The sequence below is a fragment of the Pseudonocardia sp. McavD-2-B genome (genome assembly GCF_024124365.1).
In the GTDB taxonomy this organism is placed as follows: Bacteria; Actinomycetota; Actinomycetes; order Mycobacteriales; family Pseudonocardiaceae; genus Pseudonocardia; species Pseudonocardia alni.
In genome coordinates, this window is the sequence record NZ_JAMXSG010000093.1 from 1 (window position 1) to 18,689 (window position 18,689).

The window sequence follows — 18,689 nt, forward strand, 5'->3', positions numbered from 1 at the left end:
GGGGCAGTCTCCGGCGGCCGGGCGGCGGGCTCGCCGGCGCCCGGGCATCCGCCGTTCGGTGCCCCGGTGTCCGGCCCCGCCGGACCCGCCCCCGGGGGTGGCGACGAGCACCTCACGCGTGCCGTCCGCCGTCCGGACCCACCCGCCGGCGGGACCCACGGCCGCCACCACGACGATCCGTCGGACCCCGGCCCCACCCGCCCGATGCTCCGTCCGGACGACGACCCGGACCACCCCGCGACCCGGTGATCACCGGTTGTGGAGCGCAGCGTCCGCCCGGTGGGCGCCGGACTCCACAACCGGTGATCATCGTCGTACCGGGACGGGTGAGGCCGGTCTCAGGACCACCCGTCGCCACCCGGCGCGCGTCTACCCTCGCGTCCGGCGCGCGGCCACCGGAGGTCGCGCCACCCGCGGATTGCCCGACCGGTACCCCACCAGGACCGGAACGGGAGGAAACGGATTCTCGTGATGGACTCTGCGATCGATGGCGGTCGCCCCGCGCGGCTCGCGGTCGGGGTGGTCTCGGCCGGTCGGGTCGGTGCGGTGCTGGGCGCCGCGCTCGCCCGCGCGGGCCACCACGTCGTCGCCGCCTCCGGGGTCTCGCAGGCCTCGGTGCGCCGGGCGGAGACCCTGCTCCCCGACGTCCCCCTGCTCCCACCGGACGAGGTCTGCTCGCGCGCCGACCTGGTCCTGCTCGCCGTCCCCGACGACGTGCTGCCCGGCCTGGTCCGTGGCCTCGCCGCCGCCGGGTGCTTCCGCCCGGGCCAGATCGCCGTCCACACGGCGGGGTCGCGCGGCGTCGCGGTGCTGGACCCGGCGACGGAGCAGGGTGTGCTGCCGCTGGCGCTGCACCCGGCGATGACGGTGACCGGCCGCCCCGAGGACGTCGACCGGCTCGCCGCCTGCTGCATCGGCGTCACCGCCCCCGGCGACCCGGAGCACGGCGACCCGCGCGACGCCGTCGGCTGGAGCGTCGCCGAGGCACTCGTGCTGGAGATGTCGGCCGAGCCCGTCCGCATCCCCGAGGCGATGCGCCCGCTCTACCACGCCGCGCTCGCCCACGGCGCCAACCATCTGACCACCCTGGTCGGGGACTGCGTGCAGTTGCTGGAGACCGCCGGCATCCGGCCCGCGGAGCGGCTCGTCGCGCCGCTGCTGTCGGCCGCGCTGGACAACGCGCTGCGCCACGGCGACCGCGCGCTGACCGGACCGGTCGCCCGCGGCGACGCCGGCACCGTCCGGACCCACCTGGAGCACATCGGTGACGCCGACGCCGACCTGGCCGCCGTCTACCGGGCGCTGGCCGGGCGCACCGCCCACCGCGCCGCCGCCGCCGGGCTCCTCGGCCCCGACGGCGTCCGCGACATCGAGACCGCACTGGAGGAGAAGTGAGCACCCCCGGCTCCACCCGGAACGGCTACGGCACCGGCCGGCTGACCGTGCACGCCGACCCCGCGAAGCTCGCCGCGGTCACCCGCGCGCTGCGCGGTGCGGGCCGCAAGGTCGTCCTCATCCCCACGATGGGCGCCCTGCACGAGGGCCACCGCGAGCTGATCCGGCATGCGAAGCGGATCCCCGGCGCCGTCGTCCCGGTCGTGTCGATCTTCGTGAACCCGCTGCAGTTCGGCGCGGGCGAGGACCTCGACCGCTACCCGCGCCCGATCGAGGCCGACCTCGACGCCTGCCGCGAGGAGGGCGTCGAGCTGGTGTTCACCCCGCAGGTCGAGCACATGTACCCGCCGGGCTCGCAGACCCGCGTCACCGCCGGGCCGCTCGGCGACGAGCTGGAGGGTGCCTCCCGGAAGGGCCACTTCGACGGCGTCCTGACCGTCGTGTCCAAGCTGTTCCACATCGTCGGCCCGGACGTCGCGCTGTTCGGCGAGAAGGACTACCAGCAGCTGACGCTGATCCGCCGGATGGTGCGCGACCTGGACTTCCCGACCCGGGTCGTCGGCGTCCCGACCGTCCGCGAGGACGACGGCCTGGCCCTGTCCTCGCGCAACGTCTACCTCGACCCCGGGCAGCGCCGCGCCGCCGCCGTGCTGTCGCGCGCGCTCGCGGCCGGGGCCGCGGTGTCGGTCCGCGGGCACGACGCCGTGCTGGACGCCGCCCGCGCCGAGCTGGCGACCGAGCCGGAGGTCGACGTCGACTACCTCGAGCTGCGCGACACCGACCTCGGACCGGCCCCCGCCCCGGGCGCCGGGGACGGCCGCCTGCTCGTCGCCGCCCGGGTCGGCGCCACCCGTCTGATCGACAACGCCCCCATCGCGTTCTGACCGCGTCCCGAGGAGAACCGCCGTGAACCGCACGATGATGAAGTCCAAGATCCACCGCGCCACCGTGACGCAGGCCGACCTGCACTACGTCGGCTCGGTCACCGTCGACGCCGACCTGATGGCGGCCGCCGACCTGCTCGAGGGCGAGCAGGTCAGCATCGTCGACATCACCAACGGCGCCCGCCTGGAGACCTACGTGATCACCGGCGAGCCCGGCTCCGGGGTGATCGGCATCAACGGCGCCGCCGCGCACCTGGTGCACCCCGGTGACCTGGTCATCCTGATCTCCTACGGCTCCTACGACGAGGCCGAGCTGCGCGACTACAGCCCGCGCGTCGTCTTCGTCGACGCCGACAACCGGATCGCCGACCTGGGCGCCGACCCGGGGCACGCCCCGGAGGGTTCGGGCCTGCTGACCAGCGCGGCCCGCTGAGGACGACACGGTGCTGCTCTGCATCGATGTGGGGAACACCCACGTCTCGCTGGGGCTCTACCCCGACACCGGGACGGGTGCGGAGGCGCTCGACCCGGAGCCGGAGCGGCGCTGGCGGCTGCGCACCGACACCAGTGCCACCGCCGACGAGCTGGACCTGACCGTCACCGGGATGCTCGGCGCGCACTTCCCCGAGGTCACCGCGGTCGCCGCGCTGTCCACGGTGCCCGGGCCGTCGCGGGAGCTGCGCACGCTGCTCTCGCGCTGGTCGGACCGGATGCGGACGCTCGTCGTCGGGCCGGGGGTACGGACGGGCGTGCCGCTGCTGGTGGACCACCCGCGCGAGGTGGGCGCGGACCGGGTCGTGAACTCGCTCGCCGCGCACCACCTGTTCGGCACCACCTGCGTCTGCGTCGACCTCGGGACCTGCACGAACATCGACGTGGTCACCGCGAAGGGTGAGTTCCTCGGCGGAGCGCTGGCCCCGGGCATCGACATCGCGATGCAGGCGCTGGCCGAGCGGGCGTCGTCGCTGCGGCCGGTGGACCTGGTCGAGCCGCGCTCGGTGATCGGCCGGACGACGGTCGAGGCCGTCCAGGCCGGGGTGCTCTACGGCGCCGCCGGGCAGGTCGACGGGCTGGTCCGCCGGATCCTCGCCGAGCTGGGCCCGGACGCGCTGCCGGTCACCGTGATCGTCACCGGTGGGCTCGCGGAGCTCGTCCACGGCCGTGCCGACACCGTCACCCACCACGTCCCGGACCTGACGCTGCACGGGCTGCGGCTGACCCACCTGCGCCACCACCGGCCCCGCTGACCGGGCCCGTGGACCGCGCCCGCCGGCCGGGCTCAGAGCTTGCGGGACCGCCGCACGATCGTGCGCATCGGCATGGTGAAGCGGCCGTCGGCGTCGGCGACCTGCCCGGTCAGGAACTCCCGGGCGGCGGCGAACACCGCGTCCCGGTCCTGCGGGGTGCTCCGCAGCGCCCAGGAGTGCGTGGCGATGTCGGCGAGGTGCTCGTCGACGGTGGTCGGGCGGTCCCAGGTGACGCGGTCCTCCCCGTCGTCGACGAACCAGGGGGAGCCCGGGTGCGGCGTCGCGTCGCCGCCACCGGCCGGGTTGTCGGGCACCCGCCGACCGCGCACGGTGAGCTCGGCGAACTCGCGGATCCAGGCGACGTCGTCGTCCCCGCCGTTCCACAGCCCGGCCAGCACCCCGCCGGACCGCAGCACCCGCGCCATCTCCGGGGCGGCCCGGTCGAGGTCGAACCAGTGCAGCGCCTGCCCGACCAGGACGGCATCGAGGTGGCCGTCGGGCAGCGGGATGCGTTCCGCGGACCCGGTCCGGGCCTCGACGCCGGGGGAGCGCTCGCGCAGCACCGCGAGCATCGCCGGGTCCGGCTCCACTGCGACGACGTCGAGCCCGCGGGCGGTCAGGACGCGCGTCAGCTTCCCGGTCCCCGCGCCCAGGTCGAGCACGCGGGGCCGTTCCGGGGTCCCGGCCAGCGCCGCGTCGACGGCGGCGTCGGGGTAGGCGGGGCGGTGGTCGTCGTAGGCGCGCGCGACGGCACCGAACGTGCGGCCGCGGTCCACCTCGTCGTCGGGCACCTCCGCACGGTAGGCCGGTGGCCGACCACCGCGCGAGGCCTCGCCGCGGAGGTGGGGGGTGACGACGGGCGCCCCCGGGTACCGCCGATAGCCTGACCTGCCGTGAACACTCCCGGCACACCGTCCGACCCGGCGACCGAGGCCGACCTCCCCGAGCAGATGCGGGTGCGCCGGGCCAAGCGCGCGGAGCTGATCGCCGCGGGCACCGACCCGTACCCCGTCGAGGTCCCCCGCACGCACTCGCTGCGCCAGGTCCGCGACGCCCACCCGGACCTGCCCGCGGACACCGCGACGGGCGAGACCGTGGCCGTCGCCGGCCGGGTGATCTTCGTGCGGAACACCGGCAAGCTGTGCTTCGCGACGCTGCGCGAGGGCGACGGCACCGAGCTGCAGGCCATGCTCTCGCTCGACCGGGTCGGGGCCGAGGCGCTGGCCGGCTGGAAGTCCGTCGTCGACATGGGTGACTTCGTCGCGGTGCGCGGTGAGGTCATCACCTCGCGACGGGGCGAGCTCTCGGTGATGGTCGACGAGTGGTCGGTCGCCGCGAAGTCGGTCCGGCCGCTGCCGACCGCGCACAAGGAGCTCTCGGAGGAGAACCGGGTCCGGCAGCGCTACGTCGACCTCATCCTGCGCCCGCAGGCCCGCGAGACCGTGCGCGCGCGGTCCACCGTGCTGCGGACCGTCCGCGAGTCGCTCACCGGCCGCGACTTCATCGAGGTCGAGACGCCGATGCTGCAGAACCTGCACGGCGGTGCCACTGCGCGTCCGTTCGTGACGCACGCGAACGCACTCGACTCCGATCTGTATCTGCGGATCGCACCGGAGCTGTTCCTGAAGCGTTGCGTGGTCGGTGGTATCGAGCGCGTCTTCGAGCTGAACCGGGTGTTCCGGAACGAGGGCATCGACTCCACGCATTCCCCGGAGTTCGCGATGCTGGAGGCCTACCAGGCCTACGCGACCTACGACGACATGGCGGTCCTGACGCGGGAGCTGATCCAGTCCTCGGCGCAGGCGCTGTTCGGTTCCACCACGGTGCGCCACCACGACGGCACCGAGCACGATCTCGGTGGCGAGTGGCGATCGGTGACCATCTACGGATCGGTGTCCGAGGCCGTCGGGCGGGACGTGACGCCGGACACGGAACTGTCGGAACTGCAGCGGATCGCGCACGCCCACGACGTCGACATCACCGATTACCCGACGGCCGCACAGATCGTGCTGGAGTTGTTCGAGAAGCTGGTCGAGCACACCCTGCACGAGCCGACCTTCGTGCGCGACTTCCCGGTCGAGGTGCGGCCGCTGACCCGTGCGCACCGCGACGACCCGCGGCTGTCGGAGTCCTGGGACCTCATCGTCTTCGGCGTGGAGCTGGCCACGGCCTACTCCGAGCTGGTGGACCCGGTCGAGCAGCGGGAACGCCTGCACGCCCAGTCGCTCAAGGCCGCGGCGGGCGACCCGGAGGCCATGCAGCTCGACGAGGACTTCCTGCGCGCCATGGAGTACGGCATGCCGCCCACCGGTGGGATGGGAATGGGTATCGACCGTCTCCTGATGACGCTGACCGGCCTCGGAATCCGCGAGACGATCCTGTTCCCGCTGGTCCGCGGCGAGTCCTGAACCGGTTCCGAACGCACATCCGACGACGCCCCCGGCCGCGAAGAGCGACCGGGGGCGTCGTGTTTGGCGGACCCGTACGAGTGGTGTCGAACTCGGTTCGCCGTATTTCGCCGTACCCAGGTCGACGACACGAACATTTCTCGGATACTCTCGGATTCGAGTCGGAACCGGTACCCGGTGGCCTCATATTGCGTCCTGCTATTGCATCGCGCAGTCGCCGATGTCCGCCCCGGTCCCTCATCATGAACGTGTTCGGCCATTCAGGGAGGCTGCGGAGATGGCGCAGATCAAGGAAGTCCGGCTCGTCGACGATCTGACCGGTGACGCGGCGGACGAGACGATCGAGTTCGGTCTCGACGGACGCAACTACGAGATCGACCTGTCCGACGGGAATGCGAAGAAGCTGCGCGACGTGCTAGCCGACTACGTCGCGGCCGCCCGTCGCGCCGGTGGCGCGGCCCGCCGGCGCAGCAGCGGCTCGTCGGGCGGGGCGGCCCGCCGCCCGTCGGTCGACCGCGAGCAGAACCAGGCGATCCGCGAGTGGGCCCGCAACCGCGGGATGAAGGTCTCGGACCGCGGCCGCATCCCGGCCGAGGTGCTCGAGGCCTACCACCAGGAGAACTAAGGTCTGCCTTACCCGGCGGGGCGGGGGAGGGGTACCGTCGCGACGGCCCCTTCCCCTCTCGTCGTTGGGAGGCAGCCTGATGGCCCGCCCCGTCACCGATCTCAGGGTGCTCCGCACCGAACGTCTGAGCCCGCACATGGTGCGCGTCGTCGCCGGTGGCGACGGCCTGGCGGCGTTCCCCGTCACGGAGCACACCGACCGCTACGTCAAGATCCTCTTCCCGCTCCCCGGCGTCGAGTACCCCGAGCCGCTGGACATGGACCGGGTGCACGCCGAGCTGCCGCGCGACCGGTGGCCCGCCCAGCGGACCTACACCGTCCGCTCGCTCGACCACGCCGCAGGCGAGCTCGTCATCGACTTCGTCCACCACGGCGACACCGGCCTCGCCGGCCCGTGGGCGGCCGCCGCCCGCCCGGGCGACCGGCTGCGGATGCTCGGCCCCGGCGGCGCCTACGCCCCGGACCCGGACGCCGACTGGCACCTGCTCGTCGGCGACGAGGCCGCGCTGCCCGCGATCTGCGCCGCGCTCGAGCGGATCCCGGCCGGGCGACCGGTCGTCGCCGTCCTGCAGGTGGACGGTCCCGGCGACGAGATCGACGTGCCGACGGGCCCCGGGGTGGACGTGCGGTGGCTGTACCGCATCGACGCCGGGGGCGACCCGGACTCGGAGCAGCTGCCCGCCGTCGTCGCGGGTCTGGAGTTCCTCCCCGGGCGCGTGCACGCCTTCGTGCACGGTGAGGCGATCGCCGTGCGCGAACTCCGCAGGCACCTCACCCGCGAGCGCGGCGTCGCCAAGGACGACCTGTCGATCTCCGGGTACTGGCGCCGCGGGCGCGACGAGGAGGGGTTCCGGCAGTTCAAGGCGGCCGAGCGGGAGCGCGAGGAGGCCGCTGCCGCGACCGGCTGACGTCCGTCGGGAACACGGCAGGTGTCACCCGTGTTACTGCGGGCACGTACCCCGGTGCACGTCAGGTGGAGGCGCCGGGGCCCCTTCGACCGATACAGTGGTATGTGGTCTCCCGTGAGGGTGGCCTGGCGCGGTGTCACGCGAGGGCGCAGTGTCGGTTCGGGCGAGCCCGGACCGTACGGAGATGCTGGTCGCGCCGTCAGTGAGGCGCAGCAGGCAAGGAGTGCGAATTGTTCGAGAGGTTCACCGACCGAGCGCGACGTGTTGTCGTCCTGGCCCAGGAAGAGGCCCGGATGCTCAACCACAACTACATCGGGACCGAGCACATCCTCCTTGGCCTGATCCACGAGGGAGAGGGCGTCGCCGCGAAGGCGCTCGAGTCCCTCGGTATCGCTCTGGAGGGCGTGCGACAGCAGGTCGAGGAGATCATCGGCCAGGGGCAGCAGGCCCCGTCCGGGCACATCCCCTTCACCCCCCGGGCGAAGAAGGTGCTGGAGCTGTCGCTGCGCGAGGCGCTGCAGCTCGGCCACAACTACATCGGGACCGAGCACATCCTGCTCGGCCTCATCCGCGAGGGCGAGGGCGTCGCGGCCCAGGTGCTGGTCAAGCTGGGCGCCGACCTCAACCGTGTCCGTCAGCAGGTGCTCCAGCTGCTGTCCGGCTACCAGGGCAAGGAGCCGCAGGAGAGCGGCACCGGTGGCCGTGGCGAGGGCACGCCGTCCTCGTCGCTGGTGCTGGACCAGTTCGGTCGCAACCTCACCCAGCAGGCCCGTGAGGGCAAGCTGGACCCGGTCATCGGCCGGGAGAAGGAGATCGAGCGGATCATGCAGGTCCTCTCGCGGAGGACCAAGAACAACCCGGTGCTGATCGGCGAGGCCGGCGTCGGCAAGACCGCCGCCGTCGAGGGCCTCGGCCAGGCGATCGTCAAGGGCGAGGTCCCGGAGACGCTGAAGGACAAGCAGCTCTACACCCTCGACCTGGGCTCGCTGGTCGCCGGTTCCCGCTACCGCGGTGACTTCGAGGAGCGCCTCAAGAAGGTGCTCAAGGAGATCCGCACCCGCGGCGACATCATCCTGTTCATCGACGAGATCCACACCCTGGTGGGTGCGGGTGCCGCCGAGGGCGCGATCGACGCCGCCTCGATCCTCAAGCCGATGCTGGCCCGCGGCGAGCTGCAGACCATCGGTGCGACGACGCTCGACGAGTACCGCAAGTACGTCGAGAAGGACCCCGCGCTGGAGCGCCGCTTCCAGCCGATCCAGGTGTCCGAGCCGTCGGTCGAGCACACGATCGAGATCCTTCGTGGTCTGCGTGACCGGTACGAGGCGCACCACCGCGTCACGATCACCGACGACGCACTGGCCTCGGCCGCGACGCTGGCCGACCGCTACATCAACGACCGCTTCCTGCCGGACAAGGCGATCGACCTGATCGACGAGGCCGGCGCCCGGATGCGCATCCGCCGGATGACGGCTCCGCCGGACCTGCGGGAGTTCGACGAGAAGATCGCGAACGTCCGCCGGGACAAGGAGTCGGCGATCGACGCGCAGGACTTCGAGCGGGCCGCGCACCTGCGCGACCAGGAGAAGACCCTGCTCGGCGAGAAGGCCGAGCGCGAGAAGCAGTGGAAGTCGGGCGACCTCGACGTCGTCGCGGAGGTCGACGGCGAGCAGATCGCCGAGGTGCTGGGCAACTGGACCGGCATCCCGGTGTTCAAGCTGACCGAGGAGGAGACGACCCGTCTGCTCAAGATGGAGGACGAGGTCCACAAGCGGATCATCGGCCAGGAGGACGCGGTCCGCTCCGTCTCGCAGGCGATCCGTCGTACCCGCGCCGGCCTGAAGGACCCGAAGCGCCCGTCCGGCTCGTTCATCTTCGCCGGCCCGTCCGGTGTCGGTAAGACCGAGCTGTCCAAGGCGCTCGCCAACTTCCTGTTCGGCGAGGACGACGCCCTCATCCAGATCGACATGGGTGAGTTCCACGACCGCTACACCGCCTCGCGGCTGTTCGGTGCCCCTCCCGGGTACGTCGGCTACGAGGAGGGCGGCCAGCTCACCGAGAAGGTGCGGCGCAAGCCGTTCTCGGTGGTGCTGTTCGACGAGATCGAGAAGGCGCACCAGGAGATCTACAACACGCTCCTGCAGGTGCTCGAGGACGGCCGTCTCACCGACGGCCAGGGCCGCACGGTCGACTTCAAGAACACCGTGCTGATCTTCACCTCGAACCTGGGTACCCAGGACATCTCGAAGGCCGTGGGACTGGGCTTCTCCTCCGGTGGCGACGAGAAGTCGAACTACGAGCGGATGAAGACGAAGGTCAACGACGAGCTGAAGAAGCACTTCAGGCCGGAGTTCCTCAACCGCATCGACGACATCATCGTCTTCCACCAGCTCAACCAGGAACAGATCATCCAGATGGTCGACCTGATGATCGGGCGGGTGGAGAAGCAGCTGGCGAACAAGGACATGGGCATCGAGCTCACCGACAACGCCAAGAAGCTGCTGGCCCACCGCGGGTTCGACCCGGTCCTGGGCGCCCGGCCGCTGCGCCGGACGATCCAGCGGGAGATCGAGGACCAGCTGTCGGAGAAGATCCTGTTCGGCGAGATCGAGGCCGGGCAGATCGTCATCGTCGACGTCGAGGGCCTCGACACCTCCGCGGAGGAGGGCTCCAACGCCTGGTCGGACAAGGCCAAGTTCACCTTCCGCGGTGAGCGCAAGCCGTCCGAGCCGGTGCCGGACACCCCGCCCACCGCGCTGGCCGGCGAGGAGTGAGACAGACCCACGCATGACGGCGGCGGGCCGTCCCGGGAACTCCCGGGGCGGCCCGCCGTCGTCGGTCCGGAGCCCGGTTCCGATCCCGGCCCGGTGGCCCCCAGGGGAACTTTCGAGGCGTAGAGCGCTACGAAGGTTCCCCTGGGAGCGGACCGGGGGGTTGGTCGGGCAGCGCGACGGCCAGGTCGGCCCGGTGCCGGGACGCCTCGACGAGTCGGGCGTTCGGCTCGTCGGTGCGCTCGACCCACACCCGGGCCGCCTCCAGGGTCTTGCCGAAGCGCACGTGCCGCGCGACCAGGCGCTCCAGCCGGAGCGCCTCGTCGGTCTCGTGGAACCACACGGCGTCGAACCCTGCCCGCACCGCCCGCCAGCGGGGGGTGTCGAGGAGCAGGTAGTTGCCCTCGCTGACCACGAGCCGGCACTGCGGGTGCACCGGGACCGACCCGGCGACGGGCTGCTCGATCTCCCGGTCGAACGCCGGGGCGTACACCGGGCCCGCGCCGTCGTCGGGGGTGAGCCGCAGCCGGGCGAGCAGCGCGGCGTAGCCGTCGGCGTCGAAGGTGTCGGGGGCGCCCTTGCGATGACGTCGGCGCAGCCGGTCCAGCTCGACGTCGGCGAGATGGAAGCCGTCCATCGGGACATGGGCGACCCAGCCGGGGCCGAGCCCGTCCGGGGGCGTGGCGGCGAGCGCCCGGACCAGGGCCAGCGCGACGGTCGTCTTCCCGGCCCCGGGGGCCCCCGCGATGCCGAGCACCGCCCGTCGTCGTCCGGCGGCGAGCGCCCGGGCGCGCTCCACCAGCTCGTCGAAGCGGTCGGTCCGTGCCGGGGTGTCCACGAGCGTCATTCTTTCCGCCTGCGGCTAGGTTCTGCGCATGAGCTCGGTGCGCCCGGTCCCCGAGACCCGGCTGATGAGCGGCGAGGAGCTCTCCGCCGACGACGCCGCCCACACGCTGCGCCGCTACGGCCTCGGGCACCTGCTGTCCGCGGGCTTCCTGCGCTTCCGCTACGGCGACGGCTTCTCCCACGCCCGCGCGTTCGGCCTGCAGCTGGCGCTCGCCGCCGTCCCGCTGATCATCGCCGGGGTCGGGCTGTCCGCCGCGGCGGGCGCCGAGGGCGCCTCGGAGGTCGTCGCCCGCACGGTGCTGGCGCTGTCCCCCGGGACCAGCGACGAGCTGGTCGCCGAGGCCGTCCGCGGTGCCGGAGCGGGGGAGGTCGACCCGGACGACCCCGGTGAGCAGGCCGAGCGGGACGACACCCCCACCGGGGAACGCGGTGAGCTGGTCCTCGCGCTCGGCCTGCTCACCGCGTTCGCCGCGGCGACCTCGGCGTTCGCGCAGCTGGAGCGGGGCGCGAACCGGATCTACGGCACCGAGCGGGACCGGCCCGCGCTCGCCAAGTACGCGCGTGCCGCGGCGCTGACCGCCACCGCGGGCGTCGCCATGGCGACCGGGCTGCTGCTGATCGTGGCGGGGGAGCCGTTCGGGGACGCGGTGCGCGAGGTGTACCGGTGGGGTGCGGTCGCGGAGACGGTGTGGGACGTCGTGCGCTGGCCGGTCGGGCTCGCGCTGCTCGTCGTCGCGGTGACGGTGCTGCTGCGGTTCGCGCCGCGCCGTCGCCAGCCGGGACTGTCCTGGCTGGGCGCCGGGGCCGCGGTCACGGTGCTGCTGTGGCTGGTCGCGTCCGGACTGCTGGGTCTCTACGTCGCCGTCGCGGACACCTTCGGTGAGACCTACGGGCCGCTGACGGCGGTGATGGCCCTGCTGATCTGGGCGAACATCAGCGGGGTCGCGTTGCTGGCCGGGGTGGCGCTGTCCGCGCAGCTGGAGGCGGTGCGTGCCGGTGAGGAGGACCCGCGGCTGCCCGACTCCGACGACGACGGCATCCCCGACCACACCGACCCGGACTGAGCGCTCAGCCGAGCTCGTCGTGCCGCGGGTCCGACGACGGCAGCAGCGCTCGCAGCCGGTGGCGCAGCTCCTCGTCGTCGGTGCCGTCGCCCCGCCCGGCCCGGACCAGGGTCCACAGCGCGTCCGGGTCGTCGGCCCGCAGCAGCGCCGACCGGACGGCGACGGCGAGCTGCTCGCGGGCCCGGCGGACCTCCGGTGCGTCCGAGGTCGGCAGCAGCGGCCCGCGGGCGGCCTCGGCCGCGGCGTCGCGGATCCGGCCCTCCCGCAGCGCCGCGCGCAGCCGCAGGAAGTCGGCGTCGACGTCGGCGACGAGCCGGTAGGGCTGGGTCCGCACGGTGTCCTCACCGACGGCGCGGCGCAGCCGGTGGACCTCGGCGCGCACGGTGATGGCGCGGCCGCCGTCGCCGTAGAGGGCGGCGGCGAGCTGGTCGGCGGTCAGTCCCTCCGGGTGCAGCGCCAGCAGCGCGAGGACCTCGGCGTGCCGCAGGCCCAGGCGTACCGGGCGCCCGTCCCGGCGGGCGACGACGGGGGTACGCGCCCCGAGCAGCGGCAGTGTCAGGGCCGTCCGGACGGGTCCGCCCGGGGGGAGCCGCAGCAGCCAGCCCTCGCCGAGCGGCTCCAGCACCCCGGCGACGGGGCCGCCGCCCAGCGGCACCCCGCCGACCGCGACGCCGTCGACGACGACCCGGTCCCCGCCGTCGGGCAGGGCGATCCGCTCGGGGAACTCACTGCCCGGCGACGCGGCCAGCACCCGCCCGTGCGCGGACAGCAGCGCGCCCGGGGTGCCGCCGAGTCGGGTCAGGTGCGGCCAGTACTCCTCGCGCAGCCGCCGGTCATGGGCCTCGGCGATGGCCAGCAGCCGGTGCTCGGCCAGCCGCGCGGCCGCGGTGACCAGCGCCAGCGTCGTCGGGTGGAAGCTCTCCTCCGGCCCGGTGACGTCGACGGTGCCCACCACGCGTCCGGTCGCCGGGTCGCGCACCGGGGCGGCCGCGCAGGTCCACGGGTGGTAGGCGCTGACCAGGTGCTCGGCGGAGTGGATGCGGACCGGCGCGGCGCCGGCCAGCGCGGTGCCCATCGCGTTGGTCCCGACGGTGTCCTCGCTCCACCGGGTGCCCTCCACCAGGTCGACCCGCTCGGCCCGGGTCAGCACCGCGCGGGCGCCCTCGCGCCACAGGATCCGGCCCTTCCCGTCGGTCACGATCATCATGTGCCGGGCCTGCTCGGCGGCGTCGGTCAGCGTGTCGCGCAGCACCGGCAGCACGGACGCGAGGGGGTGCGCCGCCCGCCGGTCGGTGAGCTCGGCGCGGTCGTAGTCGTGCGGGGGACGGGAGCGTTCCGGGTCGACCGCCGCGGCCAGCGAGCGGGCCCAGGAGGCGCGGACCTCGGGCCGGACCCCGGCACCGCGCGCACCGGGGGAGCCGCCGAGCACGGCGTCCCGTGCCTGCTCGTACACCCGGCGATCCGCGTGCTGCGCTGCCACGTCCTCACCATACGGTCAGCTTTGCCTTACCTGAATCGAATCCGCGTCATCGGCACTCACCGGAGGGTCAGGTTCCGCATCTGCGTGCAACTTCCGTGCAACCCCCACCTTCCTAGTGTCGGCGGTCACGCGCAACGTGCGTTCCGCACCGCGCCCTCGGTTCGACGAAGCACCTCAGGGAAGGACCATTCATGGCCGTCTACGCCAACCCCGGTCAGCCGGGCAGCGTCGTCTCCTTCAAGCCGCGCTACGAGCACTTCATCGGCGGCGAGTACGTCGCTCCGGTGAAGGGCCAGTACTTCGAGAACCCCACCCCGATCACCGGTGAGAACTTCACCGAGGTCGCCCGGGGCACCGCGGAGGACGTCGAGAAGGCGCTCGACGCTGCGCACGCCGCCGCACCGGCGTGGGGGAAGACCTCCGCGGGTGAGCGGGCGAACATCCTGAACAAGATCGCCGACCGGGTCGAGGCCAACCTCGAGCTGATCGCGATCGCCGAGTCCTGGGACAACGGCAAGGCCTGCCGCGAGACCCTCGCCGCCGACATCCCGCTCGCCGTCGACCACCTGCGCTACTTCGCCGGTGCGATCCGGGCGCAGGAGGGCACGTCGTCGGAGATCGACGCCGACACCATCGCCTACCACTTCCACGAGCCGCTGGGCGTCGTAGGCCAGATCATCCCGTGGAACTTCCCGATCCTGATGGCGATCTGGAAGCTCGCCCCCGCGCTCGCCGCCGGCAACGCGATCGTCCTGAAGCCCGCCGAGCAGACCCCGGTCTCGATCCACGTGCTGCTCGAGCTGGTCGCCGACCTGCTCCCGCCGGGCGTGCTGAACGTCGTCAACGGCTTCGGTGTCGAGGCGGGCAAGCCGCTGGCGTCGAACAAGCGCATCCGCAAGATCGCCTTCACCGGTGAGACCACCACCGGCCGGCTGATCATGCAGTACGCCTCGGAGAACCTGATCCCGGTCACCCTGGAGCTGGGTGGCAAGAGCCCCAACATCTTCTTCGACGACGTCGCCGCGCAGCAGGACGCCTTCTACGACAAGGCGCTCGAGGGCTTCGCGATGTTCGCGCTCAACCAGGGCGAGGTCTGCACCTGCCCGTCGCGTGCGCTTATCCAGGGCGGCATCTACGACGAGTTCATCGAGCAGGCCGTCAAGCGCGTCGAGCAGATCAAGCAGGGCAACCCGCTCGACACCGACGTCATGATGGGTGCGCAGGCCTCGAACGACCAGTTCGAGAAGATCCTCTCCTACATCGACATCGGCCGGCAGGAGGGAGCCAAGGTCCTCGCCGGTGGTGAGAAGGCCGAGCTGGGCGGCGACCTCGCGGGCGGCTACTACATCAAGCCGACCGTGTTCGAGGGCAACAACCAGATGCGGATCTTCCAGGAGGAGATCTTCGGCCCGGTCGTGTCGGTCGCGCGCTTCACCGACTACGACGACGCCATGAAGATCGCCAACGACACGCTCTACGGCCTCGGCGCCGGCGTGTGGAGCCGCGACGCGAACACCGCCTACCGCGCGGGCCGCGAGATCCAGGCCGGCCGGGTGTGGGTGAACAACTACCACGCCTACCCGGCGCACGCGGCCTTCGGTGGCTACAAGCAGTCCGGTATCGGGCGCGAGAACCACAAGATGATGCTGGACCACTACCAGCAGACGAAGAACATCCTGCAGAGCTACTCGCCGAACGCGCTGGGCTTCTTCTGATGGGGGAGCCGGACGTCGGCGTCACCCCGACCGAGCGGGTGACGCTGACGCCGGCCGCCGCCGATCTGCTCGTGAAGCTCACCGACCTGCACGGCCCGCTGATGTTCCACCAGTCCGGTGGGTGCTGCGACGGCAGCGCCCCCATGTGTTACCCGGACGGGGACTTCCGGACGGGCGGGTCGGACGTCCACCTCGGCGACCTGGTCGTCGAGGGTGTGGACCGGCCGATCGGATTCTGGATGTCGGCGTCGCAGTACGAGTACTGGAAGCACACGCATCTCACGGTCGATGTCGTCAAAGGACGCGGCAGCGGGTTCTCGGTCGAGGCGCCGGAGGGCGTCCGGTTCCTGATCCGCTCGCGGCTGTTCACCGACGACGAGTACCGGGCGATGCAGGACTGACCACCCCCCACCACGGCCCGGGACGACCGTCCCGGGCCGTGGTCGTCCCCGGCCGAGGAGCACCGATGACGCACACCCTGCGCGGACTGATGGGCCTGCCGGCGGAACCGGCCCCGCTGTCCCGCTCCGCACTCATCATGATCGACCTGCAGAACACCTACACCGAGGGCGTGATGCGGCTGGAGAACGTCGAGCCGGCCCTCGGGGAGGCGGCCGAGCTGCTCGACCGCGCCCGCTCCGCCGGGTCCCGGATCATCCACATCCGGCACGACGCCGGCGAGGGGAGCCCGTACGACGTCACCGCGCCGATCGGCGCCATCCACGACTCGGTCGCCCCGCGCGACGGCGAGGCCGTGGTGACCAAGAACTTCCCCAGCGCGTTCGTCCACACCGGGCTGGCGGAGCTGCTGGAGGGCTACCAGGACCTGGTGCTCGCCGGGTTCATGACGCACATGTGTGTGAACTCCACCGCGCGCAGCGCGTTCTCCGGCGGCTACGTGCCGACCGTCGTCGCGGCGGCCACGGCCACCCGGGCCCTGCCCGGCGTGCACGGCACCGTCCCGGCGTCCGAGGTCCACGACGCGGCGCTGGCCGGTCTCGCCGACCTGCCCGCGATCGTCGTCCCGGACCAGAAGGCCGTCCCCTCCTGAGCCCTGCCCCGCCCCGCGGCACGCAGGTGCGCGGGGCGGGTCGGCTCAGAGGGCGGCGTCGATCGCGGCGAGGGTCGCGGCCGCGGGGGCCGCGATGCCGACCCCGCGACCGTGGCGCACCTGCGGCTCGCGGACATTGATCCGCACCAGCGCGCCGGTCGCGGCCGACGCCAGCTCCGAGCGGCGACGCACCGTGGGCAGCGCACCGCCAGCCCCCAGCTCGACGACGACCACACCGGTCCGGTGCGCCGCCAGCCAGTCCACGTGCCGCTGCAGCGCCGTCGCGGCGTGCGCGTCGTCCCAGCCGCCGTCGCCGAACATCAGGATCGCCGGACGGGCGGTGCCGCCGCAGCCCGGGCAGCGGGGCAGTTCGCCGACGGCACGCATCGTGGCCTCGTCGACGTGCACCTCGACGCCGTCGGCGGGCCACACGCCGTGACCGCAGAGCCGCAGGCACTGGAGATGGTGGATGGAGCCGTGCACCTCGGCGACGTCGTCCGGGGCGAAGCCGGCCCGCTGGAACTGGCCGTCGACGTTCGAGGTGAACACGTTCGAGGGCACCCGGCCGGCCCAGCGGCGCAGTACCGCGAACCCGGGGTGCGGCACGGTGTCCCGGTAGAGGTGCAGGCGGTGGCCGTAGAAACCCCAGGCCAGTGCCGGGTCGTCGGCGAAGTGCTCCGGGTCGGCGAGTTCCTCGAAACGCAGGCCGAGCCGGGCGTAGGGCGGGTAGGCCCGCCAGAAGCCCTCGCCGCCGCGGAAGTCCGGCAGCCCGGAGTCGACACCCATCCCGGCGCCGGCGGTGATGAGCAGCGCGCCCGCGTCGCGGACCAGGCGGGCCGCCGCGGCGATCTCGTCGGAGAAGGCCGCAGCGACCTCGCGGGCGTCGATCAGGACCCCGCCGCGATCTGCTGCAGGTCGACGACCTCGAACTCCAGCAGTGACGCGCCCTTGGCGACCGGCTGCGGCGAGCGCTGGCCGGCGTGCGCCTCGGCGGCCGGGCCCTCGCGCCACGCCTGGAAGTCGGCCTCGGTCTCCCAGCGGGTCACGACGAAGTACCGGTCGTCGCCGGAGACGGGGCGCAGCAGCTCGAAACCGAGGAAGCCGGGCTGCCCGTCGACGGCGTGCAGGCGGTTCGCGAACCGCTTCTCCAGCTCGGGGCCCGCGTTCTCCGGGACCTCGATCGCGTTGATCTTCACAATGGCCATGTCCGCCACGTTATCCCTGCCCGGCGTCGTCGAGGCGCATGCGCCGGGCGTCGCCGACCAGTTCGGCCAGGCGGGCCTCGTCCACCTGGTCCAGGCGGACGAGCACCAGCGGCCACGGTTCGTGCCCGGGGTCGGTGAAGAACAGGTCGGGCTCGCCGCGCAGCAGGGCCTGCTTCTCCGCCTCGTCGCCGACGTACAGCACCGCGACGTCGGTGCGGATGACCCGCCGACGCCCGGGCACCCGCTCCGGCCAGGACCACACGAAGCCCTTGCCGCGCACCCGGAAGTCGAACCCCTCGCTCGGGTTCTCGACGACGCCGTCGAGGGCGAGCGCGATCCGCCGCACGTCCTGTTCGTCCGCCACGGGGCAAGCCTAGGGTCGGGGCGCACCACAGGGGACGGGCCGCCGCCGTGCAGGTATACGACCAGCCGCGCGGGCTCCGACCCCGGCCGGTACAACCGACCCGGACGGGACCGGACAGATGATGCTCGGCTGGCTCGCCGCGCCCGGGCCGGTCCGGCACCGGACGACCGCGGCCCGGCGGCCGGCGGAGTGGATCGAGCGGGGCCGCGACGGCGGGGACCGACCCGGCCACCGACCCGGACGTCGCCGCCCTCCTGTTCGACGGCTACCTCGGGCCGTCCTGCGCCGGTGTGCGATCCCGGCCGACCGACGCGGCGCGCTCACCCCCATGGTGGAGGGGCTGGTCGAGCAGGCCCTCGCGGGGCTCAGCCCGCGCTGAGGGCCACCGTCTCCCCGGTGCGCGAGTCGTGCAGCTCGACGGCGGTGATCCGCGCCCGCACCGGCTCGACCGGGTGCAGCAACGCGAACGCCTCGGCGGGCCGCCCGGTCGCCAGCACCACGTGCGGCAGCCAGGATCCCGGCAGGTGCGCGGCGTGCGCGCCCCGCACCCGTCCGGCCAGCGCGTCGTGCGCCGCCGTGTGCACGGCCAGCACCTCGGGGTCGGTGACGGCGGTCAGCGCCATCACGTCCGGCGCGTCCGGGCCGACCGAGCCGAGACCGGCCAGCCACAGCACCGGCAGCGCGACCAGGCGCAGCTGGGCGGTCAGCTCCCGCACGGCGGGCGGCG

General features: G+C 73.1%; 18 protein-coding genes and 2 pseudogenes. 13 read left to right on the forward strand and 7 right to left on the reverse strand.

Annotated elements, in window-relative coordinates; genetic code table 11:
- The 5 genes and pseudogenes from NH602_RS14370 to NH602_RS14390 all read left to right on the forward strand — a co-directional run.
- Positions 1–249, forward strand: a pseudogene (locus tag NH602_RS14370) (hypothetical protein); the annotation flags it as partial.
- 222 nt (positions 250–471) lie between these two features.
- Positions 472–1,395: a Rossmann-like and DUF2520 domain-containing protein gene (locus NH602_RS14375; RefSeq protein WP_062398462.1), complete on the forward strand. Its 924-nt coding sequence runs from the start codon at positions 472–474 to the stop codon at positions 1,393–1,395.
- Positions 1,392–2,279: a pantoate--beta-alanine ligase gene (gene panC, locus NH602_RS14380; protein WP_161151818.1), complete on the forward strand. Its 888-nt coding sequence runs from the start codon at positions 1,392–1,394 to the stop codon at positions 2,277–2,279. Before NH602_RS14375 ends, panC begins: the two co-directional genes overlap by 4 nt.
- Before the next feature lie 22 nt (positions 2,280–2,301).
- Positions 2,302–2,712, forward strand: coding sequence for an aspartate 1-decarboxylase (panD, locus tag NH602_RS14385; protein ID WP_073576761.1), 411 nt, complete (start codon positions 2,302–2,304; stop codon positions 2,710–2,712).
- Positions 2,713–2,722: 10 nt separating this feature from the next.
- A complete protein-coding gene (locus NH602_RS14390) occupies positions 2,723–3,526 on the forward strand; it encodes a type III pantothenate kinase (protein WP_100878917.1) in 804 nt (267 codons plus the stop codon).
- Between the two features lie 32 nt (positions 3,527–3,558).
- Here the strand turns inward: NH602_RS14390 and NH602_RS14395 are convergent, their stop codons facing one another.
- On the reverse strand, positions 3,559–4,317 hold the full coding sequence (locus tag NH602_RS14395; protein ID WP_253068071.1) for a class I SAM-dependent methyltransferase: 759 nt from the start codon (positions 4,315–4,317) through the stop codon (positions 3,559–3,561).
- Between the two features lie 159 nt (positions 4,318–4,476).
- Between NH602_RS14395 and lysS the strand changes: the two genes are divergently transcribed.
- From lysS to NH602_RS14415, 4 genes are all read left to right on the forward strand, one after another.
- Positions 4,477–5,934: a lysine--tRNA ligase gene (gene lysS, locus NH602_RS14400; RefSeq protein WP_073576925.1), complete on the forward strand. Its 1,458-nt coding sequence runs from the start codon at positions 4,477–4,479 to the stop codon at positions 5,932–5,934.
- 277 nt (positions 5,935–6,211) lie between these two features.
- Positions 6,212–6,559, forward strand: a complete 348-nt coding sequence (locus NH602_RS14405; protein ID WP_073576759.1) for an Lsr2 family protein — start codon at positions 6,212–6,214, stop codon at positions 6,557–6,559.
- 79 nt (positions 6,560–6,638) lie between these two features.
- Positions 6,639–7,466: a siderophore-interacting protein gene (locus NH602_RS14410; RefSeq protein ID WP_253068072.1), complete on the forward strand. Its 828-nt coding sequence runs from the start codon at positions 6,639–6,641 to the stop codon at positions 7,464–7,466.
- A gap of 230 nt (positions 7,467–7,696) precedes the next feature.
- Complete coding sequence (locus tag NH602_RS14415; protein ID WP_073576757.1) at positions 7,697–10,240, forward strand: ATP-dependent Clp protease ATP-binding subunit; 2,544 nt, start codon at positions 7,697–7,699, stop codon at positions 10,238–10,240.
- A gap of 127 nt (positions 10,241–10,367) precedes the next feature.
- Here the strand turns inward: NH602_RS14415 and NH602_RS14420 are convergent, their stop codons facing one another.
- Positions 10,368–11,084, reverse strand: a complete 717-nt coding sequence (locus NH602_RS14420; RefSeq protein ID WP_253068073.1) for a nucleoside/nucleotide kinase family protein — start codon at positions 11,082–11,084, stop codon at positions 10,368–10,370.
- A gap of 28 nt (positions 11,085–11,112) precedes the next feature.
- On the opposite strand from NH602_RS14420, the gene NH602_RS14425 reads away from it, so the two are divergent.
- Positions 11,113–12,147 carry a YihY/virulence factor BrkB family protein gene (locus tag NH602_RS14425; protein WP_179761638.1) on the forward strand — a complete coding sequence of 345 codons (1,035 nt, stop codon included), beginning with the start codon at positions 11,113–11,115 and terminating at the stop codon, positions 12,145–12,147.
- 4 nt (positions 12,148–12,151) lie between these two features.
- On the opposite strand, the gene NH602_RS14430 is transcribed toward NH602_RS14425, so the two are convergent.
- Positions 12,152–13,627: a helix-turn-helix domain-containing protein gene (locus NH602_RS14430; protein ID WP_253068074.1), complete on the reverse strand. Its 1,476-nt coding sequence runs from the start codon at positions 13,625–13,627 to the stop codon at positions 12,152–12,154.
- Positions 13,628–13,818: 191 nt separating this feature from the next.
- Between NH602_RS14430 and NH602_RS14435 the strand changes: the two genes are divergently transcribed.
- From NH602_RS14435 to NH602_RS14445, 3 genes are all read left to right on the forward strand, one after another.
- Entirely contained in the window at positions 13,819–15,342 is a 1,524-nt protein-coding gene (locus tag NH602_RS14435; protein ID WP_253068075.1) for an aldehyde dehydrogenase family protein, read from the forward strand.
- Positions 15,342–15,743, forward strand: a complete 402-nt coding sequence (locus NH602_RS14440) for a DUF779 domain-containing protein (RefSeq protein ID WP_179761640.1) — start codon at positions 15,342–15,344, stop codon at positions 15,741–15,743. The genes NH602_RS14435 and NH602_RS14440 overlap by 1 nt, the downstream gene beginning before the upstream one ends.
- A 65-nt stretch (positions 15,744–15,808) precedes the next feature.
- Entirely contained in the window at positions 15,809–16,393 is a 585-nt protein-coding gene (locus tag NH602_RS14445; protein WP_179761641.1) for a cysteine hydrolase family protein, read from the forward strand.
- A gap of 45 nt (positions 16,394–16,438) precedes the next feature.
- On the opposite strand, the gene NH602_RS14450 is transcribed toward NH602_RS14445, so the two are convergent.
- From NH602_RS14450 to NH602_RS14465, 4 genes and pseudogenes are all read right to left on the reverse strand, one after another.
- Positions 16,439–17,179 (reverse strand): Sir2 family NAD-dependent protein deacetylase, encoded by a 741-nt coding sequence (locus NH602_RS14450; protein WP_179761642.1) that lies wholly within the window; start codon positions 17,177–17,179, stop codon positions 16,439–16,441.
- 101 nt (positions 17,180–17,280) lie between these two features.
- On the reverse strand, positions 17,281–17,598 hold the full coding sequence (locus NH602_RS14455; RefSeq protein WP_073576923.1) for an antibiotic biosynthesis monooxygenase: 318 nt from the start codon (positions 17,596–17,598) through the stop codon (positions 17,281–17,283).
- Between the two features lie 10 nt (positions 17,599–17,608).
- Complete coding sequence (locus NH602_RS14460) at positions 17,609–17,962, reverse strand: MmcQ/YjbR family DNA-binding protein (RefSeq protein ID WP_179761644.1); 354 nt, start codon at positions 17,960–17,962, stop codon at positions 17,609–17,611.
- A 365-nt stretch (positions 17,963–18,327) separates the two neighbouring features.
- Positions 18,328–18,689 (reverse strand): annotated as a pseudogene (locus tag NH602_RS14465) (2'-5' RNA ligase family protein); the annotation flags it as partial.